An 18,494-nucleotide genomic window follows, 5' to 3' on the forward strand; every position below is an offset into this window, starting at 1 on the left:
CGGTAGGATTTAAGATCCTTCTCTTCCTCCCCGGCGCATCACGTCGCCGGAGGGGGACCACAATGACATCCGAAACCGCCCGACGCCTGCTGTCCGCCACAGCCGTCCTCGCCTGCCTGGGCGCGCCCGCCGTCGCCTTCGCCGCGCCGGACGAGGCCGTCGAACCTCAGGTTCAGACGCCCGGCGTCGCCAGCGTCGGCGACATCGTCGTCACCGCCCGCCGACGTGACGAGCGAGCCCAGGACGTGCCTATCGCCCTGACGGTCGTGAACGAGGAATTGCTGGATCGCACGGGCGCCTACAACATAGGCCAGATCACCCAGCTGGCGCCCAGCGTCCAATTGCTTAGCCCCAACGCCCGAAACACCGCCATCACCATCCGGGGCCTGGGCGCCAGCTATGGCTTGGCCAACGACGGGCTGGAACAGGGCGTCGGCATCTATATCGATCAGGTTTATTACAGCCGTCCGGCGACGGCGACGCTGGACTTCGTCGACATCGAACGGATCGAGATCCTGCGCGGGCCGCAGGGGACGTTGTTCGGCAAGAACACCACCGCGGGCGCCCTGAACATCATCACCCGCGCCCCCAGCTTCACGCCCGAGGCGCAGGGAGAGGTCAGCATCGGCGACTATGGTTTCCTGCAGGCCAAGGCGTCGGTGTCGGGTCCGCTGATCAGCGACAAGCTGGCCGCACGTCTGTCCTTCGTCTCGACCCGCCGCGACGGCCTCGTGGACAATGTCACGGTCGGCCGCAAGCAGAACGCCCAGGACTCCATCAGCCTGCGCGGCCAACTGCTGTTCCAGCCGACGGACAAGCTGACCGTCCGCCTGTTCGGCGACTACTCGGACCAGACACCCGACTGCTGCACCCAGCTGTATGTCCGCGTCGGCGACACGGCCAAGCCCGTCAATCTGCGGTTCCCCGCCCTCGCCGCCGGTCTGGGCTATGCGCCCGGCAGCACCAATCCCTATGACAGGATCGCCGATGTCGACGGCGCGATCGCCGCCGACCAGATCCAGCGCGGCTTCTCCGCCATCGTCGATTACGATTTCGGCTGGGCCACCCTGACCTCGGTTTCGGCCTGGCGGGCCTGGGACTGGCGTCCCGCCAACGACCGCGACTACACGGCGCTCGACATCACCCGCCAATCCGCCAATCCCTCGGACCAGGACCAGTGGAGCCAGGAGTTTCGCCTGTCCTCCAACGGCGCCAACCGCATCGACTGGACCGTCGGCGCCTACGCCTTCCATCAGGCGGTCGAAACTCACGGCGTCACGCAATACGGCCGCAACGCCTCCTACTGGCTGACGACCGTGCGCGATCCGGTCACCAACGCTTTGGTCCCAGGGACAAACCCCGGCCTGCTCGAAGGCTACACGGTGTTCAACGACTCGCGGATCGAAACCGACTCGCTGGCTGTCTTTGGTCAGTTGACCTGGAACATCACCGACCGGCTGCACCTGACGCCCGGCCTGCGCTACACCCACGAGGAAAAGGACGGCGCCTATGTCTCGACCGTCAACGGCGGCGGTCCAGGCAGCGCCGCCGATCTGACCCGCCGCCTCGGCGTCGCCCGGCCCCAGGCCTATGCCGCCGACATCTCCGATGGCGATCTGTCGGGCCAGGTCGCCCTGTCCTACGACATCTCCGACACGGTCCTCGTCTATGGCTCCCTGGCGCGGGGCTACAAGTCGGGCGGCATCAACATGGCCGGCATTCCGAACCTGCCGGATGGGACGCCTGCCCTGACCAACGCCGTGGTCGAACCCGAGGTGGTCACCACCTATGAGCTGGGCCTCAAGACCCAGCTGTTCGACAAGCGGGTGACCGCCAATCTGGCCGCCTATCGCACCGACGTCGAAGACTATCAGGCCAATGTCGTCGACACCGGCCCCGGCGCCCTGCGCGGCTATCTGGCCAATGCGGACAAGGTGGAAATCCAGGGCATCGAGCTCGATGCGTTCACCCGGCCGACGCCGTGGCTGGACGCCTATGCCAACATCGCCTGGACGGACGCCAAATACGCCAGCTTCACCAACGGCCCCTGCCCGCTGGAATCGATCGGCGCCTCCACCTTGGCCTGCGACCTGTCGGGCAAGGATCTGCCGGGCGTCTCGCCCTGGGCCGGATCGATCGGCGGCGAACTGCATCGTGACGTGCAAGGCCTGGGTCAAGCCGGAGAGGCCTATTTCGGCGCCGACGCCAGCTATCGCTCGACCTACAACGCCGACGCTGCGGTCTCGCGTCATACCGAGGTCGAGGGCTACAGCATCGTCAACCTGCGCGCCGGTTTCCGGTCCGACAACGGCTGGGAAGCCTTCGTCTTCGTCAAAAACGCCTTCGACGAAGACTATCTCCAACTGCTGACGGTTCAGGCCGGCAACTCGGGCCTGGTGCTGGGCACGCCCGGCGACCCGCGCACCGTGGGGATCACGCTGAGAGCGCGGTACTGACCACGAAAAGGGGCGGCCGACCGGCCGCCCCTTGATCTCTATCCCACCTTAACTTCAGGCCGCCTTATCCCAGTCCAGCACGACCTTGCCCGACTGTCCCGACTTCATGGCCTCGAAGCCTTCGCGGTAGTCGGCATAGCCCAGGCGATGAGTGATCAGCGGGCTCAGGTCCAGACCGGCCTTCAGCAGGCCCAGCATCTTGCGCCAGGTGGTGAACATCTCGCGCCCATAGACGCCCTTGATCGTCAGGGCCTTCAGGATGATCGCGCCCCAGTCGGTCTCCATCGGCTTGGACGGAATGCCCAGCAAGGCCATGCCGCCGCCCATGATCAGGGTGTCCACGCATTGCTTGAAGGCGATGGGAGAGCCCGACATCTCCAGCGCCACGTCGAACCCGACCTTCAGGCCCAGCTCCTTCATCACGTCGTGGATGTCTTCCTTGGTCGTATTCACGGTGCGCACGCCCGGCGCCACCTTCTGCGCCAGCTCAAGCCGGAAGTCGTTGATGTCGGTCAGGACCACAGTGCGCGCGCCCGCGTGACGGGCTACAGCGGCGGCCATCATGCCGATGGGGCCGGCGCCGGTGACCAGGACGTCCTCGCCCAGCAGGTCGAACTGCTGCGCCGTGTGCACCGCATTGCCGAACGGGTCCAGGATCGAGCCGATCTCATAGGGGACGTCGTCGGGCAGTTCGATGACGTTGAAGGCGGGGGCCACCACGAACTCGGCGAAGGCGCCCTGGCGGTTCACGCCGATGCCGCGCGTGTGCGGGTCCAGGTGGAAGTGGCCGGCGCGGGCGGCCTCGGAGTTCAGGTCGATGACGTGTCCCTCGGCCGAGACGCGCTGGCCGATCTTCAGCGGGCGATCCACGTCCTTGCCGATGGCGACGATCTCGCCGGCGAATTCGTGGCCGGTGATCATCGGGGTCGGGACGTTCTTCTGGGACCACTCGTCCCAGTTCCAGATGTGGATGTCGGTGCCGCAGACGGCGGTGCGATGGACGCGGATCAGCACGTCCTCGGGTCCCGCCTCGGGGACAGGGGCGTCGATCAGTTCGAGGCCGACGCCGGGCGCGGTCTTGGCTAGGGCTTTCATTGTTTCAGCCATGATGGCGTCTCCTGAAAAACTCTAAGATCGTCATCCTAGGCCTTGTGCCTAGGATCCATAAACTCCGTCGAGGACGGTGCGCGCCGGCGAAAACCGGGAGTATGGATCCTCGGGACAAGCCCGAGGATGACGGGAATAATGTGGCGACGGTGACGGGCGCTGGCGTCAGATAACGCCCAACTCCCGGCCCGCCTGGGTGAAGGCCGCGACCGTCTGGTCGATCTGGTCGAAGGTGTGGGCGGCCGACATCTGGGTGCGGATGCGGGCCTGGCCGCGCGGGACGACGGGGAAGGAAAAGCCGATGACATAGACGCCCAGCTCCAGCGCGCGGGCGGCGAAGTCCTGGGCCAGTTTGGCGTCGCCCAGCATGACCGGGATGATCGGATGTTCGCCGTCCAGCAGGGTGAAGCCGGCGTCGGCCATGGCGCCCCGATAGCGGTGGGCGTTGGCCGACAAGCGAGTGCGCAGGGCGTCGCCCTCGGAGCCTTGGGCGATGCGAATGGCTTCCAGGCTGGAGCCGCAGACGGCGGGCGCAAGGGCGTTGGAGAAGAGGTAGGGGCGCGCACGCTGCTTCAGCAGTTCGACCACCGACTTCCTGGCGCAAATGAAGCCGCCCATGGCGCCGCCCAAGGCCTTACCGAAGGTGCCGGTGACGAAGTCCACCTCGACCCCATGATGGGCGAAGGAGCCCTTGCCTTGCGGACCCAGGAACCCCGTCGCGTGGCAGTCGTCCACCATGATCAGGGCGCCGTACTGGTCGGCCAGCGCCCGGATCTGATCCAGCTTGGCGATATAGCCGTCCATCGAGAAGGCGCCGTCGGTGGCGATGATGATGTCGCGGGCGCCGGCGGCGCGGGCCTCTTTCAGCCGGGTCTCCAGCTCGTCCATGTCGGAGTTGGCGAACCGATAGCGTTTAGCCTTGCACAGCCGCACGCCGTCAATGATTGACGCGTGGTTAAGGCTGTCGGAGACGATGGCGTCGTTCTCGCCCAGCAGGGGTTCGAACAAGCCGCCGTTGGCGTCGAAGGCGGCGGCGAACAGGATGGCGTCCTCGAAGCCGAGATAGCCGGCGATGGCGGCCTCAAGCTCCTTGTGGATTTCCAGGGTGCCGCAGATGAATCGGACCGAGGCCGTGCCCGCGCCCCATTTGCTCTGCGCGGCGATCCCGGCCTGGGTGACGCGTTCGTCGCCGGCCAGGCCCAGATAGTTGTTGGCGCAGAAGTTCAGCACGTCGCGGCCGGCGACCTGAATCACTGGGCCCTGGCGCGAGGCGATGATGCGTTCGGGCTTGGTCAGGCCCTGGGCGTCGATCTCGGTCAGTTCGCCGGCGACGCGGTCGTAGAAGCTCTGGGTCATGAGCCGCGACCTACGCCGATTTTCGATCCGTTTCCACCCGCCTCAGGTCGCCGGCGCGGGATCGGCCTCGGCGCGGATGGGGCTGACGCGGATCTTGCCGCCGCACGGCTGGAACTCGAACGGCAGGCTGACTGCGGCGGTATCGCCCGGCGCGGTCACACGCAGGGTCGCCACGCTGGGGCAGGACTTCTGCATCGTCTCGTCCGGGACCACATTCCAGGCCGTTTCGAAATAGGCCTTGGCTTGCGGCGCGATCTCGACAGGGGTTGGCGCCTGGCCCTGACGGAAATAGCTGCCGGGGCTCTGGTCGGCGCGGATCGAGGTCACGGCGCGGCCCCGTGCATCCTGCAAGGTCACGCCCGGATAGCCGGTCAGGCTGCACGCCTGTGTTCCGACGTTCTGGAGGCTGAAGTTGCGCACGCGATTGCCGGCCCCGGCGTCGCCGCCCTCGGCCGCCATTTTCAACTGCGGTCCCTTGCAGGGCATGGAGGCCGGCAAGACCCCTCCGGGCGCGGGCGTCGGGGTCTGACCCGGGATGGGGAGCGGGCCCGGCGTCACGTCAGCGCCGGGGATCGGACGCGAACACCGCTCCAGCACCGCCACGCCGGTCGTGCCGTCCGGGCCGAGGCGGCTGAGCGTGCCGCTTTCCTGACCGTCACGTGTCGCGGTCCACCATTCCACGCCCGCGCCCAGATAGCGGGCGCCGCTGGCGGCCTGGACCGAGCGCAGGGCGTAGGTCTGCTGCTTGTAGGCCAGTTGCGCGGTGTCGCTGTCGATATACTGGACCTGAAGCGTCGCGCCGCTTTCGCAGGCGTAGCCGACCGACGGCGCATTGGACGCCGGCGCCGCCTGGGGCTCGACCGGGGCGGTCGGTTGCTCCGGCTGCGGCTGCTGACAGGCGGAGACGCCGGTCAGGGCGGCGATGGCGACGAAGGCGGTCAGGCGGCGCATCATGGTCAGGTCTCTCCCGTTCGCAAAACTCAACGGTCAAGCTGGCGAAAGGCTCCGCCGCCAGACCTCAGTGCGCGCCTTTCGGCGTCTCCATCAGCTCGATCAGCACCCCGCCCATGTCGCGCGGATGCAGGAAGACGACCGGCGTCCCGTGGGCGCCGATGCGCGGCTCGCCCGTGCCCAGGATGGTCACCCCCTTGGCCCGCATCTCGGCGATGGCGGTGTGGATGTCGGCCACCTCGAAACAGACGTGGTGCTGGCCGCCCTTGGGGTTCTTGGCCAGGAAGCCGACAATGGGGCTGGTCTCGTCATAGGGTTCGATCAGTTCGATCTGAGCTGTCGGCGTGTCGATGAAACAGACCTTCACCCCTTGCGCGGGCAGGTCGAACGGCTCCCCGATCTTCGTTGCGCCGAGAATGTCGCTATAGAGTTTGATCGAATCCGCGATGGAGGGCGTGGCGACGCCGACGTGGTTCAGGGCGCCAATCATGGCTTGTCCTTGTTGGGGGCGGGCTGGGCGTAACCCAGCCGCTGGTTCAGCTTTTCGATCATATCTACCGCCGTGTCGGCGATGGCCGATCCGGGCGGATAGACGGCCGCAGCGCCCATATCGAGCAGGGGCTGGACATCGGATGGCGGGATGACGCCCCCGACCACGATCATGATGTCGGGACGGCCCAGCTTCTCCAGTTCGGCCTTCAGTTCGGGCACCAGCGTCAGATGGCCGGCGGCCAGCGACGATGCGCCCACCGCATGAACGCCCTTCTTCACCGCATCGCGCGCGGCCTCCGAAGGCGTCTGGAACAGGCTGCCCGCTGTGACGTCGAAGCCCAGGTCGCCGTAGCCCGTGGCCACCACCTTCTGTCCCCGGTCGTGCCCGTCCTGGCCCAGTTTGGCGATCAGGATGCGCGGCGGCCCGCCGTCGTTCTCGACGAAGGTGGCCACCATCTCGCGGGCGCGGGCGAAGCGGGGATCGGCGCCGGCCTCCTTGGCATAGACGCCCGAAACGGTCTGGACCGTCGCGACGTGACGGCCGAAGGCGGCCTCCAGCGCGTCGGAGATTTCGCCCACCGTCGCCTTGGCGCGAGCGGCCTGGACCGCAAGCTCCAGCAGATTGGCCTTGCCCCGCGCGCCCTCGGTCAGCGCCTCCAGCGCCGCATCGGTCGCCGCCTGGTCCCGCTCGGCCCGCAGCCGTTTCAGCTTGTCGATCTGGGCCGCCAGCACCGCCGCATTGTCGACCTTCAGCATCGGGATGTCATCGACGACGGGGTTCAGATATTTGTTCACCCCGACCACCGTCTGCTGACCGGTGTCGATCCGGGCCTGGGTCTTGGCGGCGGATTCCTCGATCCTAAGCTTGGGAATCCCCGCCTCGATGGCCTTGGCCATGCCGCCCAGGGCCTCGACCTCCGCCATGTGGGCGCGCGCCCGTTCGGCCAGTTCGTGCGTCAGCCGCTCGACATAGAAGCTGCCGCCCCACGGATCGATCACGCGGGTCAGCCCCGTCTCCGATTGCAACAGGATCTGGGTGTTGCGGGCGATCCGTGCAGAGAAGTCGGTCGGCAGGGCCAGGGCCTCGTCCAGCGCATTGGTGTGCAGGCTCTGCGTCTGGCCGCCCGCCGCCGCCATGGCCTCAGCCATGGTGCGCGGCACATTGTTGAACACGTCCTGCGCCGCCAGGCTCCAGCCCGAAGTCTGGCAGTGAGCGCGCAGGGACAGCGACTTGGGATCGCCCCCCCCCTCTTTCCGCACCGCCTCGGCCCACAGCAGGCGGCCCGCCCGCATCTTGGCCACCTCCATAAAATAGTTCATGCCGATGGCCCAGAAGAAGCTCAGCCGCGGCGCGAACCGGTCGATCGGCATGCCCGCCGCGACGCCCGCCCGCAGATATTCAATCCCGTCCGCCAGCGTATAGGCCAGCTCGATGTCCGCCGAGGCCCCCGCCTCCTGCATGTGATAGCCGCTGATCGAAATGGAGTTGAACTTCGGCGTCTCCTGCGCCGTCCAGGCGAAGATGTCGGCGATGATCCGCATCGAGGGCTCGGGCGGATAGATGTAGGTGTTGCGGACCATGAACTCCTTCAGAATGTCGTTCTGAATGGTCCCGGTCAGGGCCGCGTGCGGCACCCCCTGTTCTTCCGCCGCGACGACATACAGGGCCAGGATCGGCAGCACCGCTCCGTTCATCGTCATCGACACCGACATCTGATCCAGCGGGATCCCGTCGAACAGGGTCCGCATGTCATAGATGCTGTCGATGGCGACGCCGGCCATGCCGACGTCGCCCTTCACCCGCGGGTGGTCGCTGTCATAGCCCCGGTGCGTCGCCAGATCGAAGGCGATGCTCAGCCCCTTCTGACCCGCCGCCAGATTACGGCGATAGAAGGCGTTGGACTCCTCGGCGGTCGAGAAGCCGGCGTACTGGCGGATGGTCCAGGGATTGCCCGCATACATGGTCGGATAGGGACCACGCAGGAAGGGCGCGAACCCCGGCAGGCCATGCTGGTGATCCAACGCGTCCGAGGTCTCGGGACCATAGGCGGTCTCGACCGTCAGCCCCTCGGGCGTCAGCCACGGATCACGCGTCGGCCCCTGCCCCGTCGCGTCGAGGTTCAGGGGGATGCGGGTGAAGTCGGGGAAGCTCATTGGCCCGCCTCCTCGAAGGCTGCGGCGAACCGGATCGGGGTCAGCGGTTCGCAGACCCACTCGACCGAAGCCGACACCTTATCGGCCGCCTCGACCGGCGCCGAACGCACGTCCGCGTCCACATATTTGGTCACGCCGATGATCTGGGCGGCGCCGTTTTTCAGCGCCGCCTCCCGCAGGGCGCGGGCGCGGGCGATGCGGGGCTGGATCACAGAGCCCTTCAGGGCCTCGACCAGACCGCCCTCGGCCTCGATCATCTGGAACACGGCCCAGCCGGCCTCGGCCAGATCTCGTGTCCGGGCATCCAGATACCAGCTCCCGGCGGCAGGATCATCGACCCGGCCCAGATTGGCCTCCTCCATCAGCACCAGCTGGGTGTTGCGCGCCTGCCGCCGGGCGAAGGCGTCTGACCGACCCGATGCGCGGGTGAACCCGTCCAGCACCACCACATCCGCCCCGCCGACCGCGCCCGCAAACCCCGCCGCCGTCAGCCGCAGCAGATTGGGCCAGGGATCGCGCGCCGCCAGCATCCGCCGCGACGACCGCGCCTCGATCACGGCCGGCGCCTCGACTTCAAAGGCCCGCGTCACCGTAGCCCAGATCAGCCGCATGGCCCGCACCTTGGCCAGGCTGTCGAAATATTCCGCGTCGACCGACAGGCCGACCACCGTGCCACGCAAGGCCGCCTTGACCGACATCCCCGCATCCACGGCCGCCTTCACATGGGCCACGACGCTTGAGGCCGCAAAGGCCAGCTCCTGCGCCGCCGATCCGCCGGCCTCGTGCGCCACGCGGCCGCTGGCCATGAAGAAGGTCGCGTTCGGATAGGCGCCCGCATGACGCGCCGCCGTATTGGCCGCCAGGCTCAGATGCTCCTCCACCGAACGCGGCGCCCCGCCCGCCTCGGCGAAGGCCGAGATCGGGTCCATGTGAAACCTCAGCTTGGCGCGCGGCGAGCCCTTGGCCACGACAGCGAGGGCGTTGGCCGCATCCGGCCCGTCGATCCCGGCGTCCAGCGCAACGGGGGCCAGCTCCAGCGCCACGCCTTCCAGCGCCCGGCCCAGCGGCCCAGAGTCCGCCAGCACCCGCCCCTTCAGCACCACCGAGGCGGCGCCGTTCTCCAGATCAGTCAGCACCGCTTCATTGACCGCCTCGGGATCATCCCCCTCGACCGGTGTCCGCAGATCCCAAGCCCGGCCTTCCGAGTCCGACGGACGCGGCGCGAAGATCGGCTGAACGCCGGAGGCGCCGCCGTACAGCGGACGCGTCACCAACTGGTCGGCGTCGAGCGACATCAGCGACTCGATCGGCCGATCCTTCAACGCCTTCTGGGCCGCCTCGCGCCATTCGAGGGGTGTGGGTGTGGGGAAGCTCATGCGAGCCCCTCCCCGCCCGTGCGGCGTAAAGAACCCCTCCACCGCTTCGCGGTCCCCCTCCCCGCTTCGCAGGGAGGAGACGCATCACCCGCCTGTCTCCTCCCCATGAAATGGGGAGGTGGATCGACGCGCAGCGGCGAGACGGAGGGGCTCTTCCGCATCACCCGAACTCCACCAGCACGTCATCCGCCGCCACCGGATCGCCGTCCTTGGCCCCCACCGCCTTCACCACCCCGTCGCGCTCGGCCTTCAGGATGTTCTGCATCTTCATGGCCTCGATGATCGCCACCGTCTCGCCGGTCTTGACCTCCTGGCCCACCACCACCGGGATCGAGACCACCAGCCCCGGCATCGGCGACAGCACCAGTTTCGAGGTATCCGCCACCGCCTTCTCCGGCAGCCGCGCATACAGTTCGGCGACATGGGGCCGCAGCACCCGCACCCGCGCCCGCGCCGCGCGGTGACGGATGTCGAAGCCGTTGGCCACGCGTTTGACCTCGGCGGTGAAAGGCTCGCCGTCCAGCTCGGCCTTGAACTGGGCCATGCCCGGCCGCCAGTCGATGTCCGACAGGCGGATGTCGCCCCCGCCCGTCAGGGTCAGGATCATCTCCTCGTCCTCGTCGTAGGACAGGCCGACACCGTGCGGCGTCTTGTCGATCATCACGATCCAGTCGGTGCGGTCCGACGGGTCGCCGTCCTGTTCGGCGATGACCTCATGCATGGCCAGGGCCGAGGCGATCAGGATCCGCTCCTGCTGCACCGTCGGACGCAGACCGTTGAAGCCGTCCGGGAACTCGTCCTTGATATAGCTGGTCGACAGTTCGCCCGACTTGAACCGGTCCTGATCCATCACCGCCGCCAGGAAGGGCACATTGTGGCCCAGGCCCGACAGGTGGGTGTCCTCCAGCGCCCGGGCCATGCCCGTCACCGCGGCCTCGCGCGTCTCGCCCCAGGCGCACAGTTTGGCGATCATCGGGTCGTAGAACATGCTGATCTCGTCGCCCTCGCGGACGCCGGAATCGTTCCTGACGGTATAATCCCCCTGATCGCCTTCTTCGGGCTGCTCGTATCGGACCAGACGGCCGATGGACGGCAGGAAGCCGCGATACGGGTCCTCGGCGTAGATCCGGCTCTCGATGGCCCAGCCGTTGATCTTCAGGTCCCTCTGTTCGAAGGCCAGGGCCTCGCCCCAGGCCGAACGGATCATCTGTTCGACCAGATCGACGCCGGTGATCAGCTCCGTCACCGGATGCTCGACCTGAAGACGGGTGTTCATCTCCAGGAAGAAGAAGCTCTTGTCCTGACCGGCCACGAACTCGACCGTGCCGGCGCTGTCATACTTCACCGCCTGGGCCAGGGCGACGGCCTGCGCCCCCATGGCGGCGCGGGTGGCCTCGTCCAGCAGGGGCGAGGGCGCCTCTTCGATGACCTTCTGGTTGCGGCGCTGGATCGAACATTCGCGCTCGAACAGGTGGACCACATGGCCGTGCTTGTCGCCCAGCACCTGGATCTCGATGTGGCGCGGATCGATGATGAACTTCTCCAGGAAGACCCGGTCATCGCCAAAGGCGTTCAGCGCCTCGGCCTTCACCGCCGCGAAGCCCTCGGCCATGTCGGCGTCCGAATGGGCGACGCGGATGCCCTTGCCCCCGCCGCCGGCCGAGGCCTTGATCATGATGGGATAGCCGATCTGGTTGGCGATCCTGACCGCCTCTTCCGGCGTCTCGATCAGCCCCATATGACCCGGCACGGTCGAAACCCCCGCCTCGGCCGCCAGCTTCTTGGAGCTGATCTTGTCGCCCATGGCCTCGATGGCCTCGGGGTTCGGGCCGATGAAGGCGATCCCCTCGTCCCTCAGCCGCCGCGCGAACCCGGCGTTCTCGCTCAGGAACCCAAAGCCCGGATGCACCGCCTGCGCCCCCGTCTTGCGCACCGCCTCGACGATCTTGTCCGCCAGCAAATAGGACTGCGCCGCCGGCGCCGGCCCGATCAGCACCGCCTCGTCGGCCATCTCGACCGCCAGCGACCCGGCGTCGGCCTCCGAATAGACCTGCACCGTCTTGATGCCCATGCGGCGGCAGGTCTTGATGATCCGAACCGCGATCTCGCCCCGGTTGGCGATGAGGATTTTGGAGAACATTGGCCGTTGTCCCAAGGCTAATTATGGAGCGCGACCTAAGAGGCTTCGCGAGGATGGGTGGAGAAAAGGGGAAGCCGCAGTTGATCAATTGGTACTGCGCTAGGCACAGCGATGCGTTCTCCTTGGAGACGCTCAACGCCGAGATGGGCCACAATGAATGCGCTCACAAAGCCTTCGGTAAAGTCACCAAGATAACCAACGGCCTCACCGACTTCACGAACCGTCTGGGCTAGAGCTTGATCAAAGTCGGGAACGTCACCTTGACCAACGAGAGCTGAAAGAGCTGTCAAATGTAGGGACTCGGCTCCACCAAAGATCGAGTTTCCTCTAGTACTGCCGATATAATCGACGAAATTCATATCAGCAGGGAGTTGATCATAAGCTTCTTCAATAAGCCCCATCTCCGCATGGAAGGCCGCCCTATTTCTTAGCGGACCTATCAATCTGGACGCATTTATCAGTCTGAACAGCGCGGCCCGACCCACTCGGGCTCGTTCCAGTGACGGCCCAACACGCTGATCATGCTGAGCGGCGAGCCCTGATAGCTCTCGAAATGCCACTGCAACTTCGCGGCTGTTGATGAACTGGCGAGCTTCAAACAATCGACCCGCCAGCACTCGCGTCGCGAGCAGTGCGGTCGCGTTCGACATATCGCGCACGTATGCTGGATCTGCGGGGCCACCCGAATTGATGGCCGATATCGCAGTTCTAAGAAGAATGGCGGTCTCGTCGGCAATCTGACAGATGCCGAAGTAGGCTAGTCGATGATCCGCAGGAACTAGATCAAGCTCAGCCTTTGTGAAGTGGATCGCTGTAAGATGGAGCATCTATATCACAGCGGAATATTGTCGTGCTTCTTCCAGGGGTTCTCCTGGACCTTGTTCTTCAGCGTCCGCAGCGCCTTCACCAGCCGCCGCCGCGTCCCGTGAGGCATGATGACGTCGTCGATGTATCCCAGCCCCGCCGCCACGAACGGATTGGCGAACCGGTCCTTGTACTCCGCCTCGCGCGCGGCCAAGGCCGCCGGGTCGCCGGCCTCCTTGCGGAAGATGATCTCGACCGCGCCCTTGGCGCCCATGACCGCGATCTCGGCGGTGGGCCAGGCGTAGTTGACGTCGCCGCGCAGGTGTTTCGAACTCATTACATCATAGGCGCCGCCATAGGCCTTGCGCGTGATCAGGGTCAGTTTCGGCACGGTGGCCTCGGCATAGGCGAACAGCAGCTTGGCCCCGTGTTTGATCAGGGCGCCATACTCCTGCTTGGTCCCCGGCATGAAGCCCGGCACGTCCACCAGGGTCACCAGCGCAATGTCGAAGGCGTCGCAGAAGCGCACGAACCGCGCGGCCTTGCGGCTTGAATCGATGTCCAGCACGCCCGCCAGCACCTGGGGCTGGTTGGCGACGATGCCGACCGTCTGGCCGTCCAGCCGGCCGAAACCGCAGATGATGTTCTTGGCGAAGTCGGCCCCGATCTCGAAGAAGTCAGCCTCGTCCACCACCTTCAGGATCAGCTCCTTCATGTCATAGGGCTGGTTCGGATTGGCCGGGATCAGGGTGTCCAGCGACGGCTCGTCCCGCTCCGGCTCGTCATAGCTTTCGCGCACCGGCGGCTTTTCGCGGTTCGACAGCGGCAGGAAGCCGATCAGGCGACGCACCTCCGACAGGGCCTCCAGATCGTTCTCGAACGCCCCGTCCGCCACGCCCGACTTGCCGGCATGGACCCGCGCCCCGCCCAGGTCTTCGTGGCTGACCACCTCGTTGGTGACCGTCTTCACCACGTCGGGGCCGGTCACGTACATATAGCTCGTGTCCTTCACCATGAAGATGAAGTCGGTGATGGCCGGCGAATAGACGTCGCCCCCCGCGCACGGCCCCATGATCACGCTGATCTGGGGAATGACGCCGCTGGCCAGGGTGTTCTGCAGGAAGATGTCGGCGTAACCGGCCAGGCTCTCGACCCCCTCCTGAATCCGCGCCCCGCCCGCATCGAACAGGCCGATGATCGGTGCGCCCGTCGTCAGGGCCATCTTCTGCAGCTTGACGATCTTGGCCGCATGGGCGCCCGACAGGCTGCCGCCGAAGACGGTGAAGTCCTTGGAGAAGACATAGACCAGCCGCCCGCCGATGGTCCCGCGCCCCGTCACCACCCCGTCGCCGGGGATGCGTTGCGTCTCCATCCCGAAGTCGTGGCTGCGGTGCTCCACGAACATGTCGGTCTCCTCGAAGGAGCCCTCGTCCAGCAGAACATCGATGCGTTCGCGCGCCGTCAGCTTGCCCTTGGCGTGCTGGGCGGCGATACGCTTTTCCCCACCGCCCAGTTTGGCGGCGGCGCGACGGCGCTCCAGTTCTTCAAGGATGGCTTGAGTCATGATCGGTTTCGGCCTCTTGTTCGAACGGCAAGGCGTGGCGCCTTCATCGCAAAATGGCAAACGCAACTTTGCAAAAGGTGCGGAACTGTGCGGACTTGCAAAGGCGGCGACGATGAACTGCAAACTTGCGAATGGCTGAGAAGCTTTTTCTGGGCGCCAAACTGCGCAAGCTGCGCGAGGCGCGCGGCTGGACGCTGGAGGCCTGCGCCGAACGTCTGGGCCTGTCGCCCTCCTATCTGTCGCAGATCGAGACCAATCAGCGCCCGGCCACCGCCCGCGTTCTGATCGCCCTGACCCGCGCCTTCCATATCGACGCCAGCCTGTTCGACTTGGAGGGCGACGCCCGCCTGATCGCCGACCTACGCGAGGCCACCACCGACATCGCCGGCCCGGTCAGCGGCGGGGCCGAGCCCCCGACGGCGGCCGAGCTGAAACAGGCCGTCGCCAACACCCCCCGCCTGGCCCACCAGTTCCTGGCCCTGCACCAGGCCTTCCGCCAGCTGGACGAGCGGGTGAAGGCGCTGGATGACACCCTGGGCCGCGACGAACTGGGCGCCCGCGTCGCCCTGCTGCCCTATGAAGAGGTGCGCGACTTCTTCCACTACCGCGATAACTACGTCGACAGCCTGGACACGGCGGCCGAGGCCCTGGCGGCGGCGGTCCCCCAGGACGGCCCGATCGAACGGGCGCTGGAGACCCTGCTGGCCGACCGGCACGGCGTCCGCACCGTCTATGTCGCGGGGCAAGAGGCCCTGCGCCGCTATGATCCCGCCAGCCGAATCCTGAGCCTGGACGCCTGGCTGCCCGGCGCCACCCGGTCGTTCCAACTGGCCCACCAGCTGGCCCTGCTATCCTTCCGCGACCGGATCGAGGCCGAGCTGGACCAGGCCGCCTTCCGCACCCAGGCCGCGCGCGACGTGGCCCGCGTCGGCCTGGCCAACTACGCCGCCGGCGCCCTTCTGCTGCCCTACCGCGCCTTCCTGGAGGCGGCGCGGGCGGAAAAGCACGACATCGACCGCCTGCGCACCCGGTTCCAGGTCAGTTTCGAACAGGTCTGCCACCGGCTCTCGACCCTGCAGCGGCCCGGCTGGCGCGGCGTGCCCTTCTATTTCGCCCGCGTGGACATGGCCGGCAACATCACCAAACGCCACAGCGCCACCCGTTTCCAGTTCGCCCGTTTCGGCGGCGCCTGCCCCCTGTGGAACGTCCACGAAGCCTTCGCCACGCCCGACCGGATCGGGGTGCAACTGGCCGAAATGCCCGACGGTTCGCGCTACATCTCCATCGCCCGCAGCGTGTCCAAGCCCAGCGGCTCCTATCTGGCGAACGACCGTCGCTACGCCTTGTCGCTGGGGTGCGAGGTCGAGCACGCCGGGTCGCTGGTCTATGCCGCCGGTCTGGACCTGAACGGCCCCGCCGCCCGGATCGGCGTCAGCTGCCGCATCTGCGAGCGCACCGACTGCACCCAGCGCGCCTTCCCGCCCCTGGACCGCGCCCTGCACGTGCCCGAGAACGAGCGCGGCGTGGTGCCCTATGTGCTGGATGGACCGCGCCCGGACCGCTATTGATCGGGGCATGACCTCACACGCACCCATCGGCGTCGCCGTCGTCGGCTACGGCCTGGCGGGCCAGACCTTTCACGCCCCGCTGATCGCCGCCACGCCCGGCCTGACCCTGACCGCCGTCGTCTCGTCGCGCCCTGAAGCGGTCCACGCCGACCTGCCCGACGTGGAAATCCTGCCCGATCTGGACGCAGCCTTGGCGCGCGAGGACATCCGCCTGATCGTCGTCGCCACGCCGGACGCCCTGCACGCCGAACAGTCGATCGCCGCGCTGAAGGCCGGCAAGTCGGTGGTGGTGGACAAGCCCTTTGCGGCGACACTCGCCGACGCTGAAGCGGTCGCCGCCGTCGCGGTCGCATCGCCCGGCGTGTTCAGCGTCTTCCAGAACCGCCGCTGGGACGCCGACTTCCTGACCCTGCGCCGCCTGATCGCAGAGGGCGAGCTGGGCGAGATCGCCGTATTCGAAAGCCACTACGACCGTTTCCGCCCGACCGTCACCGACCGCTGGAAGGACCAGCGCGACGGCGGCGTCTGGGCCGACCTGGGGCCGCACCTGATCGACCAGGCTGTGCAGTTGTTCGGCGCGCCGCTGGGCGTCTATGCCGATCTACAGGCCCAGCGTCAGGGCGCGACGGCCATCGACTACGCCCACGTCCTGCTGCGCTACGACCGACTGCGGGTGATCCTGAACGCCGGGCATCTGGCCGCCCAATCCAGCCTGCGCTACGTCGTCCACGGCACAGGCGGCAGTTTCATCAAGCATGGCCTGGACGCCCAGGAGGGCCAGTCCAAGGCCGGCCTGCGTCCCGGCGACGCCGAATGGGGCCTCGATCCCTCGCCCGGCGTCCTGACCAAACAAGTCCATAATGAAACGACCCGCACGACGCCGAAACCCGAACGCGGAGACTACCCCGCCTTCTACGCGGCCATGCGGGATGCGGTCCTGGGCAAGGGCCCGCCGCCGGTGACGGCGGATCAGGCGCTGACGGTCATGCGGATCATCGACGCCGGCCGACGCAGCGCGGCCGAGCGTCGCGAGATCGCCCTCTAGCTCTTCTTGCGGCCCTTCGACGCCGCCGCCGGCGCATGGGCCAGCCGCAGCAGATTGGCCGCGCCCGGCGCCCCGAACGGCGTGCCGGCCAGGATCAGGATACGCTGGCCCGGTTCGGCCAGGCCGTATTTGACCGCGCTGTTGACGGCATCGTCGGTGACGGCCTCCAGCGAATCCGGCTGTTCGCCAAGGCGCGGTTCCAGTCCCCAGACTAGGGCCAGACGGCGTGCGGTGTTGGGATTGGGCGTCAAGACCAGGATCGGCTTCAGCGGCCGCTCGCGCGCCATCCGTCGCGCCGTTCCGCCCAAAGTCGTGAACACCACCAGACAGCCGGTCGAGGGCGCGCTGGCCGCCATGCCCGCCGCCCCGACCAGGGCGTCCACATCGTGCTCGTCCATGCCGGCGTGCTCGGCGCCCATCAGGCTGGGCCACATCGGATCGCGTTCGACGCGCTCGATGATCCGGCTCATCATGCCGACGGATTCCAGCGGATAGTCGCCCGACGCCGTCTCGGCCGACAGCATCAGGGCGTCGGCGCCTTCATAGACGGCGTTGGCGACATCGGTCGCCTCGGCGCGCGTGGGGGCCGGCGCACTGGTCATGGATTCCAGCATCTGGGTCGCCACGATCACGGGCACGCCGCGATTGCGGGCGGCGCGCACGATCTGCTTTTGCGCCACCGGCACATCCTCGGGATCCAGTTCGACGCCCAGGTCGCCGCGCGCCACCATGACGCCGTCGCAATAGTCGAGAATGGCCTCAAGATCGGCCAGGGCCGCCGGCTTCTCGATCTTGGCCAGGCAGGCGGCCTGACCGTTCACGATCCGCTTCAGCTCGGCCATGTCTTCGGGCTTCTGCACGAAGCTGAGCGCCACCCAATCGACGCCCATACGCAGGGCGAAGGCCAGGTCCTCGCGGTCCTTGGGCGTCAGGGCCGAGACGGGGATGACCGCTTCCGGCACGGCCACGCCCTTGCGGTCCGACAGTTTGGAGCCGCTCTCGACCGTCACATCGGCCCAGTCGTCAGCGCGCTCGCCGACGCGAAGCCGCACCCGACCGTCATCCAGCAGCAGCAGCATGCCGGTGCGCAGGGCCTTGAAGATTTCCGGGTGCGGCATCTGCACCCGCGTCTCGTCGCCCGGCGTTGGGTCCAGGTCGAAGCGCATGGTGTGGCCCGGCTTGACCGAAATCTCGACGTTCTTGAACCGGCCCAGCCGCAGCTTGGGGCCCTGCAGGTCCGCCAGCACGCCCAGCGGGCGCTGCAAGGCCGCCTCGGCGCCGCGCACGGCCTTCAGGGCGGCGGCGTGATCCTCATGCGACCCGTGGCTGAAGTTCAGGCGGAACACGTCCACCCCGGCCTGAGCCAGGGCCTTGACGGTGCCCGGCGCACGGCTTGCGGGCCCCAGGGTCGCGACGATGCGGGCGCGGCGGGCTCTGTTCATGGACGTTTCCTGTTGGCTCTGACGCCATCCCTATGGACG

At 67.2% G+C, this 18,494-nt stretch carries 14 protein-coding genes; 4 read left to right on the plus strand and 10 right to left on the minus strand.

The genetic code is table 11. The features are described from left to right. Nucleotides 1-62 precede the first annotated feature (62 nt). Nucleotides 63-2,456 carry a TonB-dependent receptor gene (locus ACQY72_RS04575; protein ID WP_428156079.1) on the plus strand — a complete coding sequence of 798 codons (2,394 nt, stop codon included), beginning with the start codon at nt 63-65 and terminating at the stop codon, nt 2,454-2,456. Nucleotides 2,457-2,510: 54 nt separating this feature from the next. Here the strand turns inward: ACQY72_RS04575 and tdh are convergent, their stop codons facing one another. From tdh to ACQY72_RS04620, 9 genes are all read right to left on the minus strand, one after another. Further along, on the minus strand, nt 2,511-3,563 hold the full coding sequence (gene tdh, locus ACQY72_RS04580; RefSeq protein WP_428156080.1) for an L-threonine 3-dehydrogenase: 1,053 nt from the start codon (nt 3,561-3,563) through the stop codon (nt 2,511-2,513). A 165-nt stretch (nt 3,564-3,728) separates the two neighbouring features. Next, nucleotides 3,729-4,919 carry a glycine C-acetyltransferase gene (locus ACQY72_RS04585; RefSeq protein ID WP_428156081.1) on the minus strand — a complete coding sequence of 397 codons (1,191 nt, stop codon included), beginning with the start codon at nt 4,917-4,919 and terminating at the stop codon, nt 3,729-3,731. A 42-nt stretch (nt 4,920-4,961) separates the two neighbouring features. Continuing rightward, nucleotides 4,962-5,873 carry a DUF4232 domain-containing protein gene (locus ACQY72_RS04590; protein WP_428156082.1) on the minus strand — a complete coding sequence of 304 codons (912 nt, stop codon included), beginning with the start codon at nt 5,871-5,873 and terminating at the stop codon, nt 4,962-4,964. Between the two features lie 64 nt (nt 5,874-5,937). After that, nucleotides 5,938-6,360, minus strand: a complete 423-nt coding sequence (mce, locus tag ACQY72_RS04595) for a methylmalonyl-CoA epimerase (protein ID WP_428156083.1) — start codon at nt 6,358-6,360, stop codon at nt 5,938-5,940. Further along, the gene (scpA, locus tag ACQY72_RS04600; protein WP_428156084.1) at nt 6,357-8,516 is read right to left on the minus strand and encodes a methylmalonyl-CoA mutase; all 2,160 of its coding nucleotides are present in this window, start codon (nt 8,514-8,516) and stop codon (nt 6,357-6,359) included. The genes mce and scpA overlap by 4 nt, the downstream gene beginning before the upstream one ends. Beyond that, nucleotides 8,513-9,892 (minus strand): methylmalonyl-CoA mutase family protein, encoded by a 1,380-nt coding sequence (locus ACQY72_RS04605; RefSeq protein WP_428156085.1) that lies wholly within the window; start codon nt 9,890-9,892, stop codon nt 8,513-8,515. Before ACQY72_RS04605 ends, scpA begins: the two co-directional genes overlap by 4 nt. Nucleotides 9,893-10,052: 160 nt before the next feature. Beyond that, on the minus strand, nt 10,053-12,032 hold the full coding sequence (locus ACQY72_RS04610) for an acetyl-CoA carboxylase biotin carboxylase subunit (RefSeq protein ID WP_428156086.1): 1,980 nt from the start codon (nt 12,030-12,032) through the stop codon (nt 10,053-10,055). A gap of 35 nt (nt 12,033-12,067) precedes the next feature. Beyond that, complete coding sequence (locus ACQY72_RS04615) at nt 12,068-12,859, minus strand: hypothetical protein (RefSeq protein ID WP_428156087.1); 792 nt, start codon at nt 12,857-12,859, stop codon at nt 12,068-12,070. Nucleotides 12,860-12,864: 5 nt separating this feature from the next. Then, entirely contained in the window at nt 12,865-14,400 is a 1,536-nt protein-coding gene (locus tag ACQY72_RS04620; protein ID WP_008259414.1) for an acyl-CoA carboxylase subunit beta, read from the minus strand. Here ACQY72_RS04620 and ACQY72_RS04625 point away from each other — a divergent pair. From ACQY72_RS04625 to ACQY72_RS04635, 3 genes are read left to right on the plus strand one after another with little or no spacing between them, the layout of a single operon-like run. Then, nucleotides 14,399-14,539 (plus strand): hypothetical protein, encoded by a 141-nt coding sequence (locus ACQY72_RS04625; RefSeq protein ID WP_428156088.1) that lies wholly within the window; start codon nt 14,399-14,401, stop codon nt 14,537-14,539. The genes ACQY72_RS04620 and ACQY72_RS04625 overlap by 2 nt on opposite strands. Beyond that, on the plus strand, nt 14,532-15,968 hold the full coding sequence (locus tag ACQY72_RS04630) for a helix-turn-helix domain-containing protein (protein WP_428156089.1): 1,437 nt from the start codon (nt 14,532-14,534) through the stop codon (nt 15,966-15,968). Before ACQY72_RS04625 ends, ACQY72_RS04630 begins: the two co-directional genes overlap by 8 nt. A 7-nt stretch (nt 15,969-15,975) precedes the next feature. Then, nucleotides 15,976-17,013 (plus strand): oxidoreductase, encoded by a 1,038-nt coding sequence (locus ACQY72_RS04635; protein ID WP_428156090.1) that lies wholly within the window; start codon nt 15,976-15,978, stop codon nt 17,011-17,013. Here the strand turns inward: ACQY72_RS04635 and pyk are convergent. Then, nucleotides 17,010-18,455, minus strand: coding sequence for a pyruvate kinase (pyk, locus tag ACQY72_RS04640; RefSeq protein WP_428156091.1), 1,446 nt, complete (start codon nt 18,453-18,455; stop codon nt 17,010-17,012). The genes ACQY72_RS04635 and pyk overlap by 4 nt on opposite strands. Nucleotides 18,456-18,494: the final 39 nt, after the last annotated feature.

The sequence above is a fragment of the Brevundimonas sp. genome, from assembly GCF_965279155.1.
Classification (GTDB): Bacteria; Pseudomonadota; Alphaproteobacteria; order Caulobacterales; family Caulobacteraceae; genus Brevundimonas.

Excerpts from the sequence above, each read along its gene's own strand:
- ACQY72_RS04575 (WP_428156079.1), top strand. The coding sequence starts at position 63 with ATGACATCCGAAACCGCCCGACGCCTGCTGTCCGCCACAGCCGTCCTC.
- tdh (WP_428156080.1), bottom strand. The coding sequence starts at position 3,563 with ATGGCTGAAACAATGAAAGCCCTAGCCAAGACCGCGCCCGGCGTCGGC.
- ACQY72_RS04585 (WP_428156081.1), bottom strand. The coding sequence starts at position 4,919 with ATGACCCAGAGCTTCTACGACCGCGTCGCCGGCGAACTGACCGAGATC.
- ACQY72_RS04590 (WP_428156082.1), bottom strand. The coding sequence starts at position 5,873 with ATGATGCGCCGCCTGACCGCCTTCGTCGCCATCGCCGCCCTGACCGGC.
- mce (WP_428156083.1), bottom strand. The coding sequence starts at position 6,360 with ATGATTGGCGCCCTGAACCACGTCGGCGTCGCCACGCCCTCCATCGCG.
- scpA (WP_428156084.1), bottom strand. The coding sequence starts at position 8,516 with ATGAGCTTCCCCGACTTCACCCGCATCCCCCTGAACCTCGACGCGACG.
- ACQY72_RS04605 (WP_428156085.1), bottom strand. The coding sequence starts at position 9,892 with ATGAGCTTCCCCACACCCACACCCCTCGAATGGCGCGAGGCGGCCCAG.
- ACQY72_RS04610 (WP_428156086.1), bottom strand. The coding sequence starts at position 12,032 with ATGTTCTCCAAAATCCTCATCGCCAACCGGGGCGAGATCGCGGTTCGG.
- ACQY72_RS04615 (WP_428156087.1), bottom strand. The coding sequence starts at position 12,859 with ATGCTCCATCTTACAGCGATCCACTTCACAAAGGCTGAGCTTGATCTA.
- ACQY72_RS04625 (WP_428156088.1), top strand. The coding sequence starts at position 14,399 with ATGATCGGTTTCGGCCTCTTGTTCGAACGGCAAGGCGTGGCGCCTTCA.
- ACQY72_RS04620 (WP_008259414.1), bottom strand. The coding sequence starts at position 14,400 with ATGACTCAAGCCATCCTTGAAGAACTGGAGCGCCGTCGCGCCGCCGCC.
- ACQY72_RS04630 (WP_428156089.1), top strand. The coding sequence starts at position 14,532 with ATGGCTGAGAAGCTTTTTCTGGGCGCCAAACTGCGCAAGCTGCGCGAG.
- ACQY72_RS04635 (WP_428156090.1), top strand. The coding sequence starts at position 15,976 with ATGACCTCACACGCACCCATCGGCGTCGCCGTCGTCGGCTACGGCCTG.
- pyk (WP_428156091.1), bottom strand. The coding sequence starts at position 18,455 with ATGAACAGAGCCCGCCGCGCCCGCATCGTCGCGACCCTGGGGCCCGCA.